The 13,438-nt window shown below is 60.2% G+C and carries 16 protein-coding genes; 6 read left to right on the forward strand and 10 right to left on the reverse strand.

The features are described 5' to 3' along the window. Nucleotides 1–17 precede the first annotated feature (17 nt). The 5 genes from A7976_RS02700 (at nt 18) to A7976_RS02720 (ending at nt 3,511) form a co-directional block, all read left to right on the forward strand. Nucleotides 18–437, forward strand: a complete 420-nt coding sequence (locus A7976_RS02700; protein ID WP_067106477.1) for a response regulator — start codon at nt 18–20, stop codon at nt 435–437. A gap of 255 nt (nt 438–692) precedes the next feature. Beyond that, a complete protein-coding gene (gene surE / locus A7976_RS02705; protein WP_067106479.1) occupies nt 693–1,436 on the forward strand; it encodes a 5'/3'-nucleotidase SurE in 744 nt (247 codons plus the stop codon). Beyond that, on the forward strand, nt 1,433–2,089 hold the full coding sequence (locus tag A7976_RS02710; protein ID WP_067106481.1) for a protein-L-isoaspartate(D-aspartate) O-methyltransferase: 657 nt from the start codon (nt 1,433–1,435) through the stop codon (nt 2,087–2,089). The genes surE and A7976_RS02710 overlap by 4 nt, the downstream gene beginning before the upstream one ends. Then, entirely contained in the window at nt 2,086–3,117 is a 1,032-nt protein-coding gene (locus tag A7976_RS02715; protein ID WP_067106483.1) for a peptidoglycan DD-metalloendopeptidase family protein, read from the forward strand. Before A7976_RS02710 ends, A7976_RS02715 begins: the two co-directional genes overlap by 4 nt. 25 nt (nt 3,118–3,142) lie before the next feature. Then, nucleotides 3,143–3,511 carry a hypothetical protein gene (locus A7976_RS02720; protein ID WP_067106485.1) on the forward strand — a complete coding sequence of 123 codons (369 nt, stop codon included), beginning with the start codon at nt 3,143–3,145 and terminating at the stop codon, nt 3,509–3,511. 43 nt (nt 3,512–3,554) lie between these two features. On the opposite strand, the gene A7976_RS02725 is transcribed toward A7976_RS02720, so the two are convergent. The 10 genes from A7976_RS02725 to A7976_RS02770 all read right to left on the reverse strand — a co-directional run bounded on the left by A7976_RS02725 (nt 3,555) and on the right by A7976_RS02770 (nt 12,322). Further along, nucleotides 3,555–3,920: a co-chaperone YbbN gene (locus tag A7976_RS02725; RefSeq protein ID WP_067106487.1), complete on the reverse strand. Its 366-nt coding sequence runs from the start codon at nt 3,918–3,920 to the stop codon at nt 3,555–3,557. A 41-nt stretch (nt 3,921–3,961) separates the two neighbouring features. Then, nucleotides 3,962–4,561, reverse strand: coding sequence for a nitroreductase family protein (locus A7976_RS02730; protein ID WP_067106489.1), 600 nt, complete (start codon nt 4,559–4,561; stop codon nt 3,962–3,964). 100 nt (nt 4,562–4,661) lie between these two features. After that, on the reverse strand, nt 4,662–5,267 hold the full coding sequence (locus A7976_RS02735) for an NTP transferase domain-containing protein (RefSeq protein ID WP_067106495.1): 606 nt from the start codon (nt 5,265–5,267) through the stop codon (nt 4,662–4,664). A 4-nt stretch (nt 5,268–5,271) separates the two neighbouring features. After that, a complete protein-coding gene (locus A7976_RS02740; protein ID WP_067106499.1) occupies nt 5,272–7,440 on the reverse strand; it encodes a xanthine dehydrogenase family protein molybdopterin-binding subunit in 2,169 nt (722 codons plus the stop codon). Then, nucleotides 7,437–7,904: a (2Fe-2S)-binding protein gene (locus tag A7976_RS02745; protein WP_067106500.1), complete on the reverse strand. Its 468-nt coding sequence runs from the start codon at nt 7,902–7,904 to the stop codon at nt 7,437–7,439. The genes A7976_RS02740 and A7976_RS02745 overlap by 4 nt, the downstream gene beginning before the upstream one ends. Continuing rightward, the gene (locus tag A7976_RS02750) at nt 7,901–8,896 is read right to left on the reverse strand and encodes an XdhC family protein (RefSeq protein WP_067106501.1); all 996 of its coding nucleotides are present in this window, start codon (nt 8,894–8,896) and stop codon (nt 7,901–7,903) included. The genes A7976_RS02745 and A7976_RS02750 overlap by 4 nt, the downstream gene beginning before the upstream one ends. Nucleotides 8,897–8,960: 64 nt before the next feature. Then, nucleotides 8,961–10,031 carry an alkene reductase gene (locus A7976_RS02755; protein WP_067106502.1) on the reverse strand — a complete coding sequence of 357 codons (1,071 nt, stop codon included), beginning with the start codon at nt 10,029–10,031 and terminating at the stop codon, nt 8,961–8,963. A 25-nt stretch (nt 10,032–10,056) separates the two neighbouring features. After that, complete coding sequence (locus A7976_RS02760) at nt 10,057–10,668, reverse strand: YceI family protein (protein ID WP_082877942.1); 612 nt, start codon at nt 10,666–10,668, stop codon at nt 10,057–10,059. A 77-nt stretch (nt 10,669–10,745) separates the two neighbouring features. Then, nucleotides 10,746–11,453, reverse strand: coding sequence for a pirin family protein (locus A7976_RS02765; RefSeq protein ID WP_067106504.1), 708 nt, complete (start codon nt 11,451–11,453; stop codon nt 10,746–10,748). After that, nucleotides 11,450–12,322, reverse strand: coding sequence for a class III extradiol ring-cleavage dioxygenase (locus A7976_RS02770; protein ID WP_067106506.1), 873 nt, complete (start codon nt 12,320–12,322; stop codon nt 11,450–11,452). The genes A7976_RS02765 and A7976_RS02770 overlap by 4 nt, the downstream gene beginning before the upstream one ends. A gap of 96 nt (nt 12,323–12,418) precedes the next feature. Here A7976_RS02770 and A7976_RS15045 point away from each other — a divergent pair, with 96 nt between their 5' ends. Continuing rightward, nucleotides 12,419–13,354: a LysR family transcriptional regulator gene (locus A7976_RS15045; RefSeq protein WP_067106507.1), complete on the forward strand. Its 936-nt coding sequence runs from the start codon at nt 12,419–12,421 to the stop codon at nt 13,352–13,354. Nucleotides 13,355–13,438 lie beyond the last annotated feature (84 nt).

Here is a 13,438-nt window from a genome sequence, read left to right on the forward strand (position 1 = left end):
GCACCAAGGGGATTGAGATGGAGAACTACATCGCCAGGATACTGATTGTTGACGACGATGCACGCAATGTCAGAGTGCTGGAGGCCATGCTGCACGCCGACGGACATGCCACACTCACCGCCGGCAACGGACTGCAGGCGTTGCAAATCGCAACCAGGGAAACTCCGGACATGATCTTGCTCGATGTGATGATGCCGGACATGAATGGCTTCGAAGTCGTGGAAAAACTCAAGGGGCACGCGGCTACTCGGAATATCCCCATCGTCATGATCACCGCGCTCGACGATCGCGAATCACGGCTGTATGCCCTTCAGGCCGGTGCGGACGAATTCATATCCAAACCTGTCGACCGCACCGAACTCTCGGCGCGGGTAAAAAGCATCCTTGCGCTGTATCAATACCATCGGCAAAAGGAAAGCGATACCGACAAGCAATAGGCCATCATTCATGTCTGAATTTGACGCGATCCAGGTCGCATTGCTTTTGAGTAATATCGCATCGGTCGTTCCCTACTGAAATAGGCTCTAAGCTATAATCCCGAGGGTCCGTTTCACAAGAATAGATAAGATGCGTTTGAACTCAACCGGGATAGCTGTTCTTGACTGCACATCCGTCTGCCGCAACAACCCACTTAAAACCTGCGCCACGCCTCGCCCGGTCGGGAAGTGCGCCGAATTTCCGGTAACTTAGCCATGCGCATCCTGCTTTCCAACGACGACGGTTACTTTGCTCCCGGCCTCGCCCTGCTGGCGAAAACCCTGGCGCCGCTCGCCGAAATCACCGTCGTGGCTCCAGAGCGCAACCGCAGCGGCGCCAGCAACTCCCTGACGCTGGACAGGCCGCTTTCCGTGCGCCGCGCCGCCAACGGTTTCTTTTTCGTCAACGGTACGCCCACCGACTGCGTGCACCTGGCCGTTACCGGCCTGCTCGACAACCTGCCTGACATGGTGATTTCCGGCATCAATGACGGCGCCAACATGGGCGACGACACCATTTACTCCGGCACCGTCGCTGCGGCAATGGAAGGCTACCTGCTCGGGCTCCCGTCGATTGCCGTATCGATGGCCAGGCACGCGCCGCAGCATTTCGACACTGCCGCGCGCGTGGTATTCGAGATGGTCAAGCGCTTCCAGGAAAACACCTTTCCACCGCCTGTATTGCTGAACATGAATGTTCCCGATATCCCATACGAGCAGCTCAAGGGCTTGAAAGTCGTGCGCCTGGGCAAGCGCCACAAGGCCGAGCCGGTGATCAAATGGGTCACCCCCCGCAACGAAACCGTCTACTGGGTCGGCGCCGCCGGTTCAGCGCAGGATGCCGGCGAAGGGACCGATTTCCATGCCGTCGAGCATGGCATGGTGGCCGTCACACCGCTGCAGATCGATCTCACGCAATACGCGCAACTCGATGCGCTCAATTCCTGGCTGGGCCTATGAGTTCCACCATGCACGGCATCGGCATGACCTCGCAGCGCACGCGCGACCGCATGGTCCAGCGCCTGCGGGAGCAAGGCATCAAGGACGAAGTGGTGCTGGGCGCGATGAACGCGATCCCGCGCCACATTTTTGTCGACGAGGCGCTGTCGATACGCGCCTATGAAGATGTTTCGCTGCCCATCGGCTACGGCCAGACTATTTCGCAACCCTACATCGTGGCGCGCATGACGGAAATCCTGCGCAGCGGAAACCCCTTGGGCCGCGTGCTGGAAATCGGCACCGGCTGCGGTTACCAGACCGCCGTGCTGTCTCGCGTGGCACAGGAAATCTATTCGGTCGAGCGCATCAGCCCGCTGCTGATGAAGGCCCGCAACAATCTGCGCGAACTGCGCACGCGCAACGTCAAGGTGAAGCACGCCGACGGCCATTACGGGCTGCCCGATCTGGCGCCGTTCGACGGCATCATGGTCACCGCAGGTGCGACGCACATTCCCAACGAGCTGTTGCAGCAGATGACCGTGGGCGGCCGCATGGTCATACCAGTCGGCACGCAAGAGCAAACGCTGGTGTTGGTCGAACGTCTGCCGGAGGAATTCCGCCAGACCAAGCTGGAAGCGGTCAAGTTCGTACCGCTCCTCGGAGGAACAAGTTGAAGCATTATTTCTGGATAGCTCTCCTGTTGCTGGCCGGCTGCGCAACAGACTATCAGGCTCCCGTGATCGAACGCGGCCCGACCGCTCCCAAGAAAACCGTCAAGCCTGCCCCGCCCGTCGCCAAGAAAACAGCTCCTGCCGAAAAGGACTGGCGTCCCGACAGCTACACCGTAAAAAAAGGCGATACACTCTATAGCATCGGGCTGGAATTTGGTTTCGACAACAAGGAAATCGCTCAGTGGAACAATATCCAGCCGCCTTACACGATTTATATCGGGCAACAGCTCCGGCTGAAGGATCCCAGGGCAACGGCAAGCGCACCCGCCGCGCCTGCCGATAGCGACGTTGCCGTTGCCACACCGCTCAAACTCGAACCTGCGCCTACCGCGAAGCCCCTCGACGGCAAACCCATTGATGTCGCACCGGTCCAGCCGGACGCGATTCCCCTGCTGACTGAACCCAAGGCGCTGAAAGAACCCTACAGCGCCAAGGCACTGACCGTCGAGCCCGCACAAAAACCCGCTGTAACCGCCATCAAGCCTGTTCCCCCAACGGACAAACCCGCAGCAACAGCCGAGAAACCCGCCGCGGCCGAAACGCCCAAACCGGCGGAACTAGCTACCGAGAAACCCGCCATGCCGGCCGACGATGAAGCGCTCGAATGGTCCTGGCCCGCCAAAGGCAAGATACTGGCCGGTTTTAATGACAGCGGCAGCTCGAAGGGCATGGACATCGCCGGGGATCAAGGTCAGCCTGTCCATGCCGCAGCACCGGGCAAGGTGGTATACAGCGGAACAGGCTTACGTGGTTATGGCAAACTGATCATCATCAAACACAACAAGACCTATCTCTCGGCCTATGCCCATAACAGCCAGTTGCTGGTCAAGGAAGGTCAATTGGTGACCAAGGGTCAGAAGATCGCCGAAATGGGCAATTCCGACACCGATCGCGTCAAGCTGCATTTCGAGATTCGCAAGCTGGGCAAGCCGGTAGATCCGGCAAAGTATCTACCGGAAAGTTCGGATTAATATCGTCACTCTGGAGGATGATCCAATGGCAAAACCGCTTCCTGGAAAGAAAGAAAAGGTCTCGACCGAAAAGCCGGAATCGCTGCTATCGGTCATCAAGGCCGGTGCGCAGTTTGTGTTGATGGTGTTCGGTATTGTCGGTCTCGCCATCCTCATCTTTTCGGGAGACGGCCTGCTGGCGACGATGGGCGGAAAACTGCTCGACCTGGACTCCAGGGCAATCGTAGGCATCGCACTGGCACTTGTGGCGTTTTACGTGGCGAAAATATGGTTCGAGAAAACGTTCGGCAAGAGTTCCGCGGCGGTTGCCGGAAGCCTTGCAATGTATTTGATGATGGCAGTCGGCGCTTTTTTCCTCTACAGGCTGCTCACCACCGGCTCCCTTACCGGCTGACGCCGGGAAAGGAGGGAGTGCGAAAGACGCACCCCCCGAACGCTCAGCCCTTTTGCTGACCGGCGTAGTATTCGTGCACAGTCGACATATCGTAATCGCGCGCCCACTTGATGATTTCCTCCAACGCCGGCGCACCCAGCTCGCCCACCTGCGCCAGCAGTCCCGCCTGTTCGCGCACGACCAGGATGCCGGGAATCTTTTCGACATTGAAGTATTCGGCGATTTCGTTGTCAGTTTCGGTATTCACCATGCCGAACACGATGTCCGGGTGATTTTCAGCCACTTGCTTGAACGTCTCGCTGAAGGTCAGGCAGGGGTCGCACCACGGCGCCCAGAAGTCGACGATGACGAGCTCGTTCTTTTCGATGGTTTCCTTGAAATTGGCTTTGGTGAGTTCGACGACGGCCATGATGCTAATCCCGGATATCAGTAGTTAAAAGAGCCATTCTATCAGATGATGGGCTTGTCCCATGCCCCTGCAAAAAACAGCTCGCCCAGCTCCCGACGCTTGCGCGGCGCAGTCTCGCGCTCACGCACTTCCGGGCTGAATGTGGCCGGATCGGCCGGGAAACCGACCGCGACCATCGCCATCGGAATGTAGCGCTCCGGCACGTTGAAAATGGCTCGCGCCTTGTCCGCATCGAACCCGCCCATCTGGTGCGCCATCATGCCCATGGCCTCGGCCTGTAGACAAAGATTCTCGGCCGCCGCGCCGGTGTCATGCTGCCCCCAGCGGTTCGGCTGGCCGTTGTGGTTGAACAAGGTATCGGCCGTGGTCAGCAGCAGCAGCGGCGCATCCTTGACCCAAACTTGATTGCCTGGCGCAAGACAATCGAAAGCTTGTTGCCATGCCGCCATATCCGTACTCTTGTTCCACACCAGAAAGCGCCACGGCTGATCCCCATAGCAGGAGGGTGCCCAGCGCGCAGCTTCGAGCAGCGTGATGACCTGGTCGTGATCCACCGGTTTGGCGGCATCGAAAGCGCGGCCGCTCCAGCGGGAGGCGAGCAGTTCGTGGATGGGCATGCGGGTGATGGCAGGTTTCTTCATGCAGATGTTTTCCTTTAGCAAATTCTTGTTGCATCGGTTTCGGTTTATTCTTGCGCCCCATCGTAGCGCAGGCGTCCCGCCTGCAACAACTCAAGCAGCATTACGGGCCGACCAAATCTTCCGGCCTATCGATATCGGTCAGGACTCCCCGATCCGTCGTGTCGATGCGATGCAGCAAACCGGCATCGCGTTTCAGCACGTCACGCGCGCCCGTATCGCCTTGCAGGGTGAGCAACGCATTCCGATAGCTCGCGGCAAAGCCCACCGGATGGCCACGCTGTTCATCGCAATACGGGGCAGCCAGAAGCGCACCCGATGCAACCGCATCGCGCACTGCAGCAATTGCGGTTGTCGGCATGCGGGGCATATCGGCAAGGCCAATCACCCAGCCATCGGCATCGCGATTATCCGCAACGCCGGCGGCAAGGCTGGCGGACATGCCGAGCCCCGAGTCCGGGCAAACGCGCCAATGAATGGCTGCGGCTTTTTCCAGCCCCAGCGCCTGCTCGACCTGCCGCCGAAGCTCGTCGCTGTCGGCACGGACAACCACCGTCAATTGCCGTGAAAACACGTCCAGCCAGGGCAACAGGCTGCGCGCAAGCAGCGGCATAACTCCATCCCCGGCCTTAATCGGGTGCAACAGCTTGTCCGACCCGAAGCGTCGCGAAGCACCCGCCGCAAGCACGATGCCCGCGATTGCCTTCACGCGTTTATGCCAGCGTCTCGGCGTCGAATGGCATCCGACGCAGCCGCTTGCCGGTCAATGCAAAAACCGCGTTGGCAACGGCTGGGGCAATCGGCGGCGTGCCCGGCTCGCCGATACCGGTCGGCGGTGCATCGCTCTGGACGATATGCACTTCCACTTGCGGCACTCGTGAGAGACGCAGGGCCGTGTAGTCGTGGAAATTTGACTGCACCACGCGCCCGTTTTCCAGCGTGATCGCGCCTTGCAGTGCTGCCGACAGCCCGTAAATCACGGCGCTTTCGACTTGCTGGCGCACGCCGTCCGGATTGACCACCATGCCGCAATCCACGGCGCAAGTAACCTTGTGTACGCGTATCTTGCCGTCTTCCAGCGATATCTCGGCTACTTCCGCGACATAGCTGTGGAAGGACTCGTGCACCGCCACGCCGAACGCATGCCCGGCAGGCAGTTTCCTGCCCCAGCCGGCCTTTTCCGCCGCCAGCTTGAGCACGCCGGCATGGCGCGGCGCTTTTTCCAGCAAGGCGAGACGGTATTGCACCGGATCCTGCGCTGCCATATGCGCCAGCTCATCCACCATCGTCTCTACCACGAATGCGGTATGCGAATGGCCTACCGAACGCCACCACTGCACCGGCACCGGATTTTTCGGGCTATGCAGATCGACCTGCAGATTCGGGATGGCGTATGGCAATGTGGCCGCGCCTTCGACAGAGGTCTGATCGATACCATCTTTCGTCATGAAATTCTCGAATGGCGTCCCTGCGACGATGGACTGCCCGACAATGGTATGTTGCCAGGCGACAGGCCTGCCGTCCTTGCCGATGCCGGCCTCGATGCGGTCTGCCCACATCGGGCGGTAATAGCCGCCGCGCATGTCGTCTTCACGCGTCCAGACGACCTTGATCGGCTTGCCGATCACCTTGGCGGTCTGCACCGCTTCGATCACGAAATCGGACATCGGGTTGGCGCGTCGGCCGAAGCCGCCGCCGAGATAGGTCGTATGGATTTCCACTTGCTCGGGCTTCAGTCCGGCGACTTTCGCGGCAGATGCATGATCCATCGTCTGCGACTGTGTGCCGGTCCAGATGCCGCAGTGATCAGGCTTGAGATCGACGACCACATTCAGCGGCTCCATCATTGCATGTGCCAGATAAGGCACTTCGTATTCGGCGCTGACGCTTTTGTGCACCTGTTTCAATGCCCCGGCAGGATCGCCGTCCTTGCGCGCGACAGCCCCGGGCTTTTTCGCCATTTCCAGATAGTCGGCGCGCATCTTGGGCGTGGAAAGCGCAGCGCCCGCCCCTTCATCCCATTCGATCTTGAGCAGCTCGCGCGCTGTTTTGGCCGGCCAGAAGCCGTTGGCCGCCACGGCAATGCCGGTGGGCACCTGGTACACACCCTCGACGCCCGGCACCTTGCGCGCTTCGTCGGCATTGAAACTCTTCACCTTGCCACCAAACACCGGACTGCGTGCAATCAGCACCATCAACATGCCTGGAATATAGACATCCAGCCCGAACTGCGCGCTGCCATTGACCTTTTCCGGCGTGTCGATGCGCTTCACCGGCTGGCCGATCAGCTTGAAATCCTTGGGGTCCTTTAGCGCAACGTTTTCCGGCAGCGGCAATTTTCCCGCAGCATCCGCCAGCTTGCCGTAGCTCAGCGATTTACCGCTCGCGGCATGAATCACCTGCCCGTTTTCAGCGCGGCACGCGCTTTCCGGCACGCCCCATTCCTGGGCTGCGGCGCGCACCAGCAGCACGCGGGCGCTGGCGCCGACGCGGCGCAACTGCTCCCAGGAAGACGACACGCTGGAACTGCCGCCGGTGATCTGCATGCCGAAACCGGTGTGATTGTATACCGCGCCTACCGGAGCCGATTCCACGCGGATGCGACTCCAGTCGGCTTCCAGCTCCTCTGCAATCAGCATTGGCAGCGAAGTGTAGACGCCCTGCCCCATTTCGGACTTGTTGACGACCACGGTAATGGTGTCATCCGGAGCAATGCGAATGAAGGCATTGGGCGGAAACACCTGTGCCGGGGCAGCATCGGCTGCAAAAGCGCGCCCGCCCTTTATCGGCAGATAAAAGCCGATCACCAGCCCGCCGACCAGCGCGGCAGAACCCTTGAGAAAATTGCGGCGATTGGGATTATGTTCGGCGACGGTTTTCATTTGGCTTCTCCCTGCAATTCGGCAGCCTTGTGGATCGCGGCGCGGATGCGGTTGTAGGTGCCGCAGCGGCACAGATTGCCTTCCATCGCGGCGGTAATCTGCGCGTCGTCGGGTTTGGGGTTCTGCTGCAGCAGCGCGGTTGCCGCCATGATCTGGCCGGACTGGCAGTAACCGCATTGCGGCACGTCCACTTCCTGCCAGGCTTGCTGTACCTTTTTCCCCAGCGCCTGTTCGGCCAGGCCTTCGATGGTGGTGACCTGCTTGCCGCTGGCCATCGAAACCGGCGTCACGCAGGAACGGATGGCCTGCCCGTCCAGATGCACGGTACAAGCGCCGCACTGGGCCATGCCGCAGCCGTATTTGGTGCCGGTGAGATGCAGATGGTCGCGCAGCACCCACAACAGTGGGGTACTGGGGTCGGCATCGACCTCCGCGGCTTTGCCGTTGATAGTGAGAGAAATCATGACAAGGTCTCCTGGGGTTGGGTCTGGCTGACGCAAATTGCGTCGGCCGGTTGCGGTTGATGGCGTACGGAAATCAGGTGCGCGAGGATCGCGACGGCGATCTCCGGCGGAGTACGGCTGCCGATGGCGAGGCCGACCGGCCCGTGCAGGCGGTCGATTTCATCCGGCGTCAGGTCAAAAAGTGCCAGCCGCTCGCGGCGCCGGGCATTACTGCTTTTGGAGCCAAGTGCGCCGACATAAAACGCCGGGGATTTCAGCGCTTCCAGCAATGCCATGTCGTCCAGCTTGGGGTCGTGGGTCAGCGCGATGATCGCGGTCCGGCTATCGGCCTGCAATGCAAGCACCGTATCGTCCGGCATATCGGATACCAGCGTGGTATCGGGAACGTCCCACACCTCGCGGAACTCCTCGCGCGGATCGCAGACGATGACCTGGTAATCCAGCGCCTGCGCCATGCGAGCGAGATAGGACGAGGTCTGCCCGGCGCCGATAATCAGCATGCGCCAGCGCGGGCCATGCACGGTCGTGAGCGTTTCGCCGTCGTAGGCCAGGGTATCGTCGCGCCCGGCATTATTCAGGGCGATATGCAGTGAAGCGAGATGCAGGGTGCGCGACACCAGCCGATGATTGCGAATGTGCGCCAGGATGTCGTTCACCCAGCCGGCCTCCAGCACCGGCTCGACCACCAGACGCATCGCTCCGCCGCAGGGCAGGCCGAAACGCCAGGCCTCTTCGCGCGTGACGCCGTAGACCACCATTTCCGCATGCCCGGCCGGCAATTGCCCGTTTTGCGCACGCAGGATGAGATCATCCTCGATGCAGCCGCCGGACACGGAGCCGACCGAAAGGCCGTCGCCGCGCACGGCCAGCATCGCACCGGGAGGGCGCGGGCTGGAGCCGAAGGTTTCCACCACCGTCACCAGCCACACTTTTTCGCCCGCCGCCTGCCATTCATGCAGGGCGTTCAGGACAGAAAGATCGACACTATCCAAGATGTCTCCCTTATTGAGGTTGTTTCGGAGCCTGGGAATGTTGCCGCAATGCGATCATTGCATTTCAGGCGATCGCCGGGTAATCGGTATAGCCCTTGTCCGTGCCGCCGTAGAACGTACTCGGGTCGGCCGGATTCAGCGGTGCATCGATGCGGAAGCGCTCCACCAGGTCCGGATTGGCAATGAAAGGCATGCCATAAGCGACGCAATCCGCGTGGCCCGAAGCAATGGCCGCATTGCCGCGTGCCTTGTCATAACCACCATTGGCGATGTAGTTGCCGCGATACGCGCGACGCAACTCGTCGAAATCGAACTCCTGCGGCGCTTCATCGGACAGGCCGACCTCGACCACGTGCAGATAAGCCAGCCCGAACGGGCCGAGCGCATCGGCCACATGATTGAATAGCGCCTGCGGATGGGAATCGCGGATGTCGTTGAACGGATTGATCGGCGAAATACGTACGCCGACGCGATCCGACCCCCACACCTTGCTCACCGCCGACACTACTTCCAGCAATAAACGCGTGCGGTTGGCAATGGAGCCGCCGTATTGATCAGTGCGCCTGTTGGTGCTGTCGCGCAGGAACTGGTCAAGCAAGTAGCCGTTTGCGCCGTGCACTTCAACACCGTCGAAACCTGCGGCCAGCGCATTCTCGGCAGCCTTGCGGAAATCGTCGATCAGTCCCGGAATTTCCTCGGTGGCCAAGGCGCGCGGCGTGACGAAATCCTGAAGTCCGGTATAGGTAAATGCCTGCCCTGCCGGCTTGATCGCGGATGGCGCAACCGGCAATGCGTTGCCCGGCAATAACGATGGATGCGAAATGCGCCCGACTTGCCACAGCTGCAGGAAAATCCTGCCGCCTTTGGCGTGCACGGCATCGACCACCTGTTTCCAGCCGCCCACCTGCGCATCGCTATGGATACCGGGTGTCGCCGGATAGCCGTGGCCCATTTCGGAAATCGGCGTTGCCTCGGTGATGATCAGCCCGGCCGAGGCGCGCTGCTCGTAGTACTTGACGTTAAGCGGTTGCGGCACATTGCCCTCGCCGGCGCGGTTGCGGGTCAGCGGGGCCATGACGATACGGTTGCGTAACTCGTTGCGGCCGAGCTTGATGGGGGTAAATAAATCGGTCATTTTCGAATCCTTTGATGAATTGGAATTACCAGGGTTTGTAATCAGGAGAATTCTTTACGCCTTCGATCAGCAGCGTGATTTCAATGTTGTCGCCGACAGGCGCGTTGGGCTTGAGCGGCCAGGTGAAGCCATAATCGGACGCCTGGATGGTGGTATGCGCTTCGATGCCGACACGGTTGCCGCCCCAGGGGTCCGGGCCAAAACCCAACACCCTGAACGGGAAGGAAATTTCCCTGGTCACACCATGCAGCGTGAACTGGCCGGTAAGCACGCCTTCGGTAAGGCTCCTGGCTTCGACCTTGGTGCTGACAAAGCGCATTTCCGAGAATTTCCCGGCGTCGAGATACTCTTCCTTCTTGATGTGATCGTCGCGCTTGGCGTGGTTGCTGCTCACGCTCAGCACGTTGATTTTGGCATCGACGCTGGATTTGGACAGATCGGCACGGTCGATGACGATCTTGCCCTTGATGTCGGTAAAAGTGCCCGAGGCTTTGGACACTACGTGGCGTATGCTCCAGTTGGCAAAACTGTGCGAATTGTCGATGCCGTACACCTCGGTGTCGGCCCAGGCAGCGGCCGTACCGAATGTAACGAATCCGACGGCCACGATCAGTTGTTTCAACAGTTTCTTATTCATTTCTTGTGGCTCCTTGGTTCCAATGAAACTTGGTTCAAAAATCAAGACTGGTTCAAAAACAAAATCGGGGTTGTCATTCAGAAATCGGCAGGCAAATCGAACAGCAGCACCTCGCCACCTCCCGATGCCGCAAGCAGCAATTCCTTTTCACCCAGCATGGCCGCGGCATCGCCGACGGAGAGCACTTCGCCGTTCATCGACACTTCACCGCGAACGACTTGCAGGTATTGCACCCGCTCCGGCTCGGGACGGAATTCGATGCGCTCGCCGTCGTCCAGGATCGCGGCATAGAGTGCGGCATCCTGATGTATCGTTAATGAATCGTCGCGCCCGTCGTGCGTGGCAATCGCTTTCCAGCGGCCGCGCTTTTCCTCGTCGGGAATGCGCTTCTGCTCATAGCCCGGCGTGATGCCGGCGCGTTCGGGCAATATCCAGATTTGCAGCAGATGCACCGGCTCGCTGCTCGAAGCATTGAATTCGCTGTGGCGTATGCCTGTACCCGCACTCATGCGCTGCACTTCGCCGGCGGTAATGACCGCGCCCGTACCGAGGCTGTCCTGGTGCTGCAAGGCTCCGCTCAGCACATAAGTGACGATTTCCATGTCGCGGTGCGGGTGCATGCCGAAACCGGAGCCAGGCGCGACGATGTCCTCGTTGATCACGCGCAGCACCGAAAAACCCATGTGCGCCGGATCGTAGTATTCGGCAAAAGAAAAGCTGTGCCAGGACTCCAGCCAGCCATGCTCGGCATGGCCGCGTTCCTCCGCCTTGCGTATCTGGATCATTGGAGCTCCTTGCGATGTGGCATCCGGCTCGATTTCCGGGCGGTTGCATGGCCCTGCCCTTCCGGCCAGAAAGCGTAGCTGTCCATGACCAGGATGTCGTATTCAATGCCGCTGTATACGACTTGCGGCGCAAATTGCTTTCCGCCTGCGCCCAAGGCCACGAAAAACGGCAGCAAGTGCTCTTCCGTCGGGTGTGCCTCGACCGCGCCGGGCGCTTTCGCGCGGTAATCCAGCAAGCTTTCAATATCGCCTGCCTCGATGCGCTGCCGCCACCATTGCTGGAACGCGGGCACGTAATCCAGCGAAACTGCGCCCCGCCTGGATCCCGCACCGAAATGCCCGAGGTTGTGCGTCAGATTGCCGGAAGCGACGATCAGCACGCCCGCATCGCGCAATGGCGCCAGGGATTGCCCCAACCGGTAATGATGCCGTGGGCCGAGACGGCTCTGCACGGACATCGCCACTACGGGAACCGAAGCGTCCGGGTACATCACGCGCAGCGGTATCCAGGCACCGTGATCCAGCCCGCGCTGCGGATCGAGCACGACGGAAAATCCGGCTTCCTCCAGCAAGGTGCGCGCTTCCATCGCCCAGCCCACCGCGCCGCACACCGGATAGCGGATCGTATACAGCTGTTGCGGAAATCCATAGAAATCATGAATGGTCTCGGGACGGCAGGCGGCGCTGAACGTAGGCAGTTCGGTATCCCAATGCGCGGAAATCACCAGCACCGCCTTGGGCCGCACAAGCTCACGCGCAAAACCGGCCAGCGCGGCCCCTGCCTCGCCGGGGTCCAGCGCAAAGGTCGGCGCGCCATGTGGCACGAACAGCGCAGGCAGCCGATTGCGATAATGATTTTCCGGATTCATGATCGGCAGTTTGACAATTTCTTAAACCGGGATAAATATGACATTCATAAATTATTTATCCCGACATTCGGGATAATTAGAATGTTAGGTGTGGCAATGGATAGACTACAGGCAATGCGCGTCTTCACAACCGTGGTTGAAACCGGCTCGTTCGCGCGCGCTGCCGAGCAACTGCATCTTTCGGCGACAGCGGCATCGCGCCATGTCGCGGAACTGGAGAAACATCTCGGTGCACAATTGCTGCAACGCTCGACGCGGCGGCTCAACCTGACCGAGATCGGCACCAATTATTACGACCGTTGCCGCTCCATCCTCGCCGACGTGGAAGAAGCAGAAGCCCAGGCCGCCACCTCCGAAAGCCAGCCGCGCGGCATGTTGCGCATCAGCCTGCCGACGAGCTTCGGCATCCAGTACATCGCGCCGGCCATTCCCGAATTCTGCAAACGCTATCCCGATCTGCACCTGGAACTGAGCTTTTCGGATCGCATCGTGGATCTGGTGGAAGAAGGCATCGACATGGCGGTGCGCATCACTGGCGACCTCAAGACCAACCTGGTCGCGCGCAAGCTGGCACCCGTACGCATGGTCTGTTGCGCTTCGCCCGCCTACCTCGAACGATACGGCACGCCTCGCCATCCGGACGACCTGCGCCAGCATAACTGCCTCACCTATAGCTATTCGCCCAATGTCTGGGAGTTCGCACGCGAGGGCCGCGAATACCATGTGCAGGTCAAGGGCCGCATCGGCACCAACAGCGGCGACATGAGCCGCCTCGCCGCTGTGAGCGGACTCGGCATCGACACCCTGCCCACCTTCCTGGTCTGCGACGAATTGCGCAACGGAAAACTGGTACCCATACTCGAGGAGTATCCCATTCCTCCGATCAACGTCTACGCCGTTTATCTGCCCGCCGCCCGGCGTGCGGCACGGATCAAGGCCATGGTGGAGCACTTGTGGGACATCCTGGGACAGGGGAATCCGCCGTGGGAAAATCAGGCAGTACCTGTGCTACAGAAGGTTGAAGGGCCGTGAGCGCATCGACACACGCCACCAAATCGCCCTGAAACCTGTTCCTCCTCCCCTTGCTGACTTACAATCGAACAACTTGATCAATAC

Source organism: Methylobacillus sp. MM3 (assembly GCF_001645185.1).
GTDB lineage: Bacteria > Pseudomonadota > Gammaproteobacteria > Burkholderiales > Methylophilaceae > MM2.

Excerpts from the sequence above, each read along its gene's own strand:
- A7976_RS02770 (WP_067106506.1), bottom strand. The coding sequence starts at position 12,322 with ATGAATCCGGAAAATCATTATCGCAATCGGCTGCCTGCGCTGTTCGTG.
- A7976_RS02700 (WP_067106477.1), top strand. The coding sequence starts at position 18 with ATGGAGAACTACATCGCCAGGATACTGATTGTTGACGACGATGCACGC.
- A7976_RS02730 (WP_067106489.1), bottom strand. The coding sequence starts at position 4,561 with ATGAAGAAACCTGCCATCACCCGCATGCCCATCCACGAACTGCTCGCC.
- A7976_RS02720 (WP_067106485.1), top strand. The coding sequence starts at position 3,143 with ATGGCAAAACCGCTTCCTGGAAAGAAAGAAAAGGTCTCGACCGAAAAG.
- A7976_RS02745 (WP_067106500.1), bottom strand. The coding sequence starts at position 7,904 with ATGATTTCTCTCACTATCAACGGCAAAGCCGCGGAGGTCGATGCCGAC.
- A7976_RS02710 (WP_067106481.1), top strand. The coding sequence starts at position 1,433 with ATGAGTTCCACCATGCACGGCATCGGCATGACCTCGCAGCGCACGCGC.
- A7976_RS02725 (WP_067106487.1), bottom strand. The coding sequence starts at position 3,920 with ATGGCCGTCGTCGAACTCACCAAAGCCAATTTCAAGGAAACCATCGAA.
- A7976_RS02755 (WP_067106502.1), bottom strand. The coding sequence starts at position 10,031 with ATGACCGATTTATTTACCCCCATCAAGCTCGGCCGCAACGAGTTACGC.
- A7976_RS02740 (WP_067106499.1), bottom strand. The coding sequence starts at position 7,440 with ATGAAAACCGTCGCCGAACATAATCCCAATCGCCGCAATTTTCTCAAG.
- A7976_RS02765 (WP_067106504.1), bottom strand. The coding sequence starts at position 11,453 with ATGATCCAGATACGCAAGGCGGAGGAACGCGGCCATGCCGAGCATGGC.
- A7976_RS15045 (WP_067106507.1), top strand. The coding sequence starts at position 12,419 with ATGGATAGACTACAGGCAATGCGCGTCTTCACAACCGTGGTTGAAACC.
- surE (WP_067106479.1), top strand. The coding sequence starts at position 693 with ATGCGCATCCTGCTTTCCAACGACGACGGTTACTTTGCTCCCGGCCTC.
- A7976_RS02760 (WP_082877942.1), bottom strand. The coding sequence starts at position 10,668 with ATGAATAAGAAACTGTTGAAACAACTGATCGTGGCCGTCGGATTCGTT.